This is a genomic window from Nonomuraea sp. NPDC049725 (assembly GCF_040674795.1).
Lineage (GTDB): Bacteria > Actinomycetota > Actinomycetes > Streptosporangiales > Streptosporangiaceae > Nonomuraea > Nonomuraea ceibae.
Genome location: NZ_JBFANJ010000030.1, coordinates 62,327 through 68,616 on the forward strand (window position 1 = coordinate 62,327; position 6,290 = coordinate 68,616).

Sequence of the window (6,290 nt, forward strand, 5' to 3'; positions counted from 1 at the left end):
GGCTCCCGTCACTTGGAGGTGATCCGGCCGAGCGGGCCCGCGCTCGCCGCCTGCCAGGCGGGGTCGCCCGGGTGCAGCGCGCCGCGCAGGTAGGCCGTGGTGAGCCGCTGGATCAGGGCGACGCGTTCCGGGTTCTCGTCGGTCGTCTCGGTGACGGCGTATCCGGAGATCCCGCCCAGCGAGTGCTCCGCCCCGTGCAGGGTGAGCAGGCTCTTGGGCGCCGGGCTCAGCGCGTAGGCGTCGGTGAACCACTCCGGTCCCCGTACGGTCAGCGCCGACTGGTCCTTGTCGCCCGCGACCACCAGGGCGGGCGTGGTCATCCCGGTGAAGTCCGGGTTCATGAACGGGAAGTGCTCGGCGGCGAACGGCGTCAGGTCGGCGCCGCCGGTGCCCGGCAGTGCGAGCAGCACCCCGGCCTTGACCCTGGGGTCGGACAGGTCCTCGCCCGGGACGCCGCCGGCATCGAGGACCCGGGCGCCCAGCAGCATGCTGGCGCTCTGGGCGCCCCAGGAGTGGCCGGCGACGGCGACGCGGCCGTGGTCGAGGCGGCCCGCCAGGCCGGGGACGGCGGCTTCGAGGGCGTCGAGCCGGTCGAGGACGAGCTGCAGGTCCCCGACGCGCAGGCGCCAGATCTCCGGGTGGCGCGGGTCGTCCGGCGTCAGGCCGAGCCTCCGCGAGTCGAGGTGGGTGGGCTGGACGACGACGAAGCCGTGCGCCGCCCAGTGGTCGGCGAGCGGGGCGTAGCCGTCCAGCGACTCGCCGAAGCCGTGCGAGAAGACGATCACGGGCAGGTCGCCGCCGGTCACCGGGGCCGACACCCGTACGTGCAGGTCGTCGCCCCGATGCGGGGCGGGCAGCGGCACGGGGCGCAGCGAGAGGACGGGAGCGGTGTGGCCGGGTCGGGACATGGGTCTCTCCTGGAGAGGCGGAAGGGGTGTGGCCTGGCGAAGGAGCGCCTGATCTGGCATCATGAGCCAAGCGGATCGGCGTTCCGCTTATGAATATACGGATCAGCGTTCCGTTTAGCAACACGGGTGATGGAGGCAGCAGCGCAGTGGCCGGCACAGGCAACGGATCGAAGTCGACAGCCCCCCGCAAACGGGCCGACGCCCGGCGCAACGAGCAGACGCTCCTGGAGGCGGCCGCCGAGGCGTTCATCGCCTCCGGCGTCGACGTGCCCGTACGCGACATCGCGGCCCGGGCCGGGGTGGGCGTCGGCACGATCTACCGCCACTTCCCCACGCGGGCCGAGCTCATCGTCGCCGTCTACCGCCACCAGGTCGAAGCCTGCGCCGAGGCGGGCCCCGCCCTGCTCGCCGGCAGCGACTCCCCGCACACCGCGCTGACCCGCTGGATCGACCTGTTCGTCGACTTCCTGGTCACCAAGCACGGCCTCGCCGAGGCGCTGCAGTCCGACGACACCACGTTCGCGGCCCTGCACGCCTACTTCCTCGACCGGCTCGTCCCGGTCTGCGCCGACCTGCTCGCCGCCGCCGCCCGAGCCGGTGAGATCCGCACCGACATCGGGGCCCTGGAGCTGATGCGCGGCGTCGGCAACCTGTGCATCGGCGCCGGCAAGGACCCCCGCTACGACGCCCGCCGCCTGGTCGCCCTCCTCCTCGCCGGCCTCCGCCTTCCCCCGGGCCGGCCATCATGAACGACCAGGTCATCCGTGGAGAGCTCCGCGACCAGCGCTTCCCCGGCGACTCCCCCGGCGTGATCTTCGACCGGGCCCGGCTGTCGAACGTGGACTTCTCCGGCATCCGCTTCACCGGTTTCCTGGCGTACGGCACCGAGTTCGAGGGGTGCGACTTCTCCGGCGCCGCCTTCGAGCGGCCCCTGCTGGGCAGCACCGGCACCGGCCTCGACGGCCGGCCGTGGGACGGCCTCTCCTGGCCGCAGACCGTCTACCGGAACTGCACCTTCGGCCGCACCCGCTTCCCGGCGCACACGTACTTCGGCAACGCCCGATTCGAGGGATGCCGGTTCGACCGCTCCCGCTTACGGGACCAGACGACCACCTTCGCGGCCGAGTTCGTCGACTGCGTCTTCACCGGCCGCGTGCACAACGTGAACTTCTGGGGCCGTCCGGATGGCGATCACGGCGCGCTGGGCCGGGAGCGCAACGCGTTCACCGGCAACGACTTCACCGCCGCCGAGCTCGAGCACGTCGCCTTCCTCCACATCGACCTGCGGGCTCAGCGCTTCCCCGGACCGCCCGGCTACGCGCTCCTCGACCGGATCGCCGACCGGGTGCAAGCGGTGCTGCCCCTGGTCGACGGCTGGCCGGACGAGCGGCACCGCGAGGAGGCCCGCTTCGCGCTGGGCTACCTCGCCGACCGCGCGGGCGCGGACAACGACGACCAGGCCCTGGTGAGCCCGGCGCGCATGGGCCGCAAACTGCCGCCCGCCCTCCGCGAGGAACTGTTCGCGGCGCTCAGACGCACGACCACCGATACAGCTGATGGCCGAGCCGCCTCGCTTCCCGGGCCAGGTCCCGCAGCGCGGTGATGCGGCCGGTCTCCCACTCCTCCAGCAGCTCGTCCTCGGCGTACGCGCGCAGCCGCGCGTCGTCCACGCCGGCGAGCGCGGCGACGGTCTCCGGCGCGATCCGCTCCACGCCCGCCGCCTCACCGTCGTCCACCACGGTCTCGCTGTCGCCGAACTCGCTGAGGTCACGCCCGCTGATCTCGGCGACCAGCACTTCGAGCTCGTCGACCCAGCCCTTGCAGTCGACGTACGGCAGCTTCGCGCCCGCCGGCCCGCCGGTCAGGGCCTGGCGGGCCACCTGCTCGGAGTCCGTGGTGAAGTAGCCGACCAGAACGCCCATGGCCGGTCACCTTACTGGCCGCCCCTGACAGCGGAGGGCGGCCTAGTCTGTTGAGGCATGACGCGCATCATCGCCGACATCTCGGTCTCCATCGACGGCTTCGTCACCGGACCGCGCCCCGGCCCCGACAACGGGCTGGGTGACGGCGGCGAGGCCCTGCACACCTGGGCGTTCTCCGACGACCCCGACGACCGCCGGATCCTGCGCGAGACGACCGCCCGCTCGGGCGCCGTCGTGCTCGGCCGCCGGCTCTTCGACGTGGTGGACGGGCCGCACGGCTGGGACGACACCTCCGGCTACGGCGCCGGTGAGGTCGGCAAGCCGGCGTTCGTGGTGGTGACGAGCTCGCCGCCGGAGCGGGTGCGGCTCGACGAGCTCGACTGGACGTTCGTCACCACCGGCCTGGCCGACGCCGTGGACGCCGCCCGCGAGCGCGCCGAGGCGGCGTCGGCGGCCGGCGGCGCGGACCTCGACGTCTTCCTGATGGGCGGCGGCGCCACGGTCGGCTCGGCGCTCGCCGCCGGGCTGGTCGACGTGCTGACGCTGCACCTCGCGCCCGTGATGCTGGGCTCAGGGACGCCGCTGTTCGCCGGCGGGCCGCCGCGCCCGCTGGTGCGGCGGAGCGTCACCGTGACCTCGACGGCGACGCACCTGACCTACGACGTCGGCTGACGGGTCACGGGGCGGGCGCCTGGGCGAGCGACAGGCTGTTGCCGTCCGGGTCGATGATCTCCACGTGGCGCACGCCGTTGCCGTAGGTCTCCACGGGCTCGTGCTCGATGCCGTGCGCGGCCAGCCGGGCCAGGATGTCGTCGAGGTCGGTCACCCCGAACGTGATCATCGTGCCGCCCACCCGTGAGGCCCGGACCGGCCGGTCGTCGAGGACGACCCACGCGTTCTCGCCGACCTGCCACAGCAGCTCGGCACCGATGATCTCGTCCGCGGGCCGCCCGAAGAACGCCTCGAACCACTTCCGCGATCTCTCCAGGTCGCTGACGCACACCACGCTGTGCAGGTCCACGGGAACCAGCTCCTTCCGTCCGTTCGCGGGGTGAGGCCCGCCCCGCGCCGGAAACTCATCGCCTCAGACTTCCTCCACGCTGCTCGGCTCGCGCCGGGACAGGTCGATGCCGAGCTCCTCCGCGGCGCGGAAGACGTCCTCGTCGGCGTCGCGCATCTCGATGGACATGCCGTCGCTGGAGAGCACCTCGACGTTGAGGCAGAGCGACTGCATCTCCTTCATCAGCACCTTGAAGGACTCGGGGATGCCGGGCTCGGGGATGTTCTCGCCCTTGACGACGGCCTCGTAGACCTTCACGCGGCCGGCGACGTCGTCGGACTTGATCGTCAGGAGCTCCTGCAGGGCGTAGGCGGCGCCGTACGCCTCCAGCGCCCACACCTCCATCTCACCGAAGCGCTGGCCGCCGAACTGGGCCTTACCGCCGAGCGGCTGCTGGGTGATCATGGAGTACGGGCCGGTCGAACGCGCGTGGATCTTGTCGTCGACCAGGTGGTTCAGTTTGAGGATGTAGATGTAGCCCACGGCGATGGGATAGGGGAACGGCTCGCCGCTGCGGCCGTCGAACAGCCGCGCCTTGCCGCTGCGCTCCACCAGCCGGTCGCCGTCGCGGTTGGCGATCGTGCTGCCGAGCAGGCCGATGATCTCCCGCTCGCCGGCCCCGTCGAACACCGGTGTGGCCATCTTGGTCCGCGGTTCGACCCGTTCGAGACCCTTGTCGCGCAGCCGCTCGGCCCAGGCGTCCTCGATGCCGGAGATGTCCCAGCCCTGGGCGGCGATCCAGCCGAGATGGGTCTCCAGGACCTGGCCGATGTTCATCCGGCCGGGCACGCCCAGCGGGTTGAGGATGATGTCGACCGGGGTGCCGTCCTCCAGGAACGGCATGTCCTCGACCGGCAGGATCTTGGAGATGACGCCCTTGTTGCCGTGGCGGCCGGCCAGCTTGTCCCCGTCGGTGATCTTGCGCTTCTGCGCGACGTGCACCCGGACCAGGTCGTTGACGCCGGGCGGCAGCTCGTCACCGGCGTCGCGCGAGAACGTCCGCACGTCGATGACCGTGCCGCGCTCACCGTGCGGCACCTTCAGCGAGGTGTCGCGGACCTCACGGGCCTTCTCGCCGAAGATCGCGCGCAGCAGCCGCTCCTCCGGGGTCAGCTCGGTCTCACCCTTGGGCGTGACCTTGCCGACGAGGATGTCGCCGGGGACGACCTCGGCGCCGATGCGGATGATCCCGCGCTCGTCGAGGTCGGCCAGGACCTCTTCGGAGACGTTCGGGATGTCACGGGTGATCTCCTCCGGGCCCAGCTTGGTGTCACGCGCGTCGACCTCGTACTCCTCGATGTGCACCGAGGACAGCACGTCGTCCTGCACCAGGCGCTGCGAGATGATGATCGCGTCCTCGTAGTTGTGCCCCTCCCACGGCATGAACGCGACCAGCAGGTTCTTGCCGAGGGCCATCTCGCCGCCGTCGGTGGACGGGCCGTCGGCGATGACCTGACGCGCCTCCACCCGGTCGCCCTCGGCCACGATCGGCTTCTGGTTGAACGAGGTGCCCTGGTTGGAGCGCTTGAACTTGGCCACCCGGTAGGTCGTGCGGGTGCCGTCGTCGTTCAGGACCGTGACGTAGTCGGCGGAGACCTCCTCGACCACCCCGGCCTTCTCGGCGCTGATGACGTCACCGGCGTCGGTCGCGGCACGGTATTCCATGCCGGTGCCGACCAGCGGCGCCTCGCTCCTGATCAGCGGCACCGACTGCCGCTGCATGTTCGCCCCCATCAGGGCCCGGTTGGCGTCGTCGTGCTCCAGGAACGGGATCATCGCCGTCGCCACCGACACCATCTGGCGCGGCGACACGTCGATGTAGTCGACCTCGGCCACCCGGACCAGCTCCGTCTCGCCGCCCTTGGTGCGCACCAGCACGCGGGACTCGGCGAACGACCCGTCGGGGTTGAGCACCGTGTTGGCCTGCGCCTTGACGAAGCGGTCCTCCTCGTCGGCCGTCAGGTAGTCGATCCGGTCGGTCACCTTCCCGTCGACGACCTTCCGGTACGGAGTCTCGACGAAGCCGAAGGCGTTGACCCGGGCGTAGCTCGCGAGATAGCCGATGAGGCCGATGTTGGGCCCCTCGGGCGTCTCGATGGGGCACATCCGGCCGTAGTGGGACGGATGCACGTCCCGCACCTCGAACCCGGCGCGCTCCCGTGACATGCCGCCGGGCCCGAGCGCGGACAGCCGCCGCTTGTTGGTCAGCCCCGCGAGCGGGTTGGTCTGGTCGAGGAACTGCGAGAGCTGCGAGGTGCCGAAGAACTCGCGCAGCGCCGCGACGACCGGGCGGATGTTGATCAGCGTCTGCGGCGTGATCGCCTCGACGTCCTGCGTCGTCATGCGCTCGCGCACGACGCGCTCCATCCGGGCCAGGCCCAGGCGGACCTGGTTCTGGAT

The 6,290-nt window shown here is 71.5% G+C and carries 7 protein-coding genes; 3 read left to right on the plus strand and 4 right to left on the minus strand.

The window, feature by feature from the left end:
* Positions 1 to 8: 8 nt before the first annotated feature.
* Positions 9 to 908, minus strand: coding sequence for a chlorophyllase (locus AB0J53_RS43710; RefSeq protein WP_364183876.1), 900 nt, complete (start codon positions 906 to 908; stop codon positions 9 to 11).
* Positions 909 to 1,054: 146 nt separating this feature from the next.
* On the opposite strand from AB0J53_RS43710, the gene AB0J53_RS43715 reads away from it, so the two are divergent.
* Positions 1,055 to 1,657, plus strand: a complete 603-nt coding sequence (locus AB0J53_RS43715) for a TetR/AcrR family transcriptional regulator (RefSeq protein WP_308126183.1) — start codon at positions 1,055 to 1,057, stop codon at positions 1,655 to 1,657.
* A complete protein-coding gene (locus AB0J53_RS43720; RefSeq protein ID WP_364183878.1) occupies positions 1,654 to 2,511 on the plus strand; it encodes a pentapeptide repeat-containing protein in 858 nt (285 codons plus the stop codon). Before AB0J53_RS43715 ends, AB0J53_RS43720 begins: the two co-directional genes overlap by 4 nt.
* Here the strand turns inward: AB0J53_RS43720 and AB0J53_RS43725 are convergent.
* A complete protein-coding gene (locus AB0J53_RS43725; protein WP_364183881.1) occupies positions 2,438 to 2,830 on the minus strand; it encodes a hypothetical protein in 393 nt (130 codons plus the stop codon). The genes AB0J53_RS43720 and AB0J53_RS43725 overlap by 74 nt on opposite strands.
* A 57-nt stretch (positions 2,831 to 2,887) precedes the next feature.
* Here AB0J53_RS43725 and AB0J53_RS43730 point away from each other — a divergent pair, with 57 nt between their 5' ends.
* On the plus strand, positions 2,888 to 3,502 hold the full coding sequence (locus AB0J53_RS43730) for a dihydrofolate reductase family protein (protein ID WP_364183884.1): 615 nt from the start codon (positions 2,888 to 2,890) through the stop codon (positions 3,500 to 3,502).
* A gap of 4 nt (positions 3,503 to 3,506) precedes the next feature.
* Here AB0J53_RS43730 and AB0J53_RS43735 read toward each other — a convergent pair whose 3' ends face one another.
* Entirely contained in the window at positions 3,507 to 3,851 is a 345-nt protein-coding gene (locus AB0J53_RS43735) for a VOC family protein (protein ID WP_364183887.1), read from the minus strand.
* Between the two features lie 63 nt (positions 3,852 to 3,914).
* Positions 3,915 to 6,290 (minus strand): DNA-directed RNA polymerase subunit beta (locus tag AB0J53_RS43740; RefSeq protein ID WP_364183890.1); only part of this gene is annotated, 2,376 nt, incomplete at its 5' end.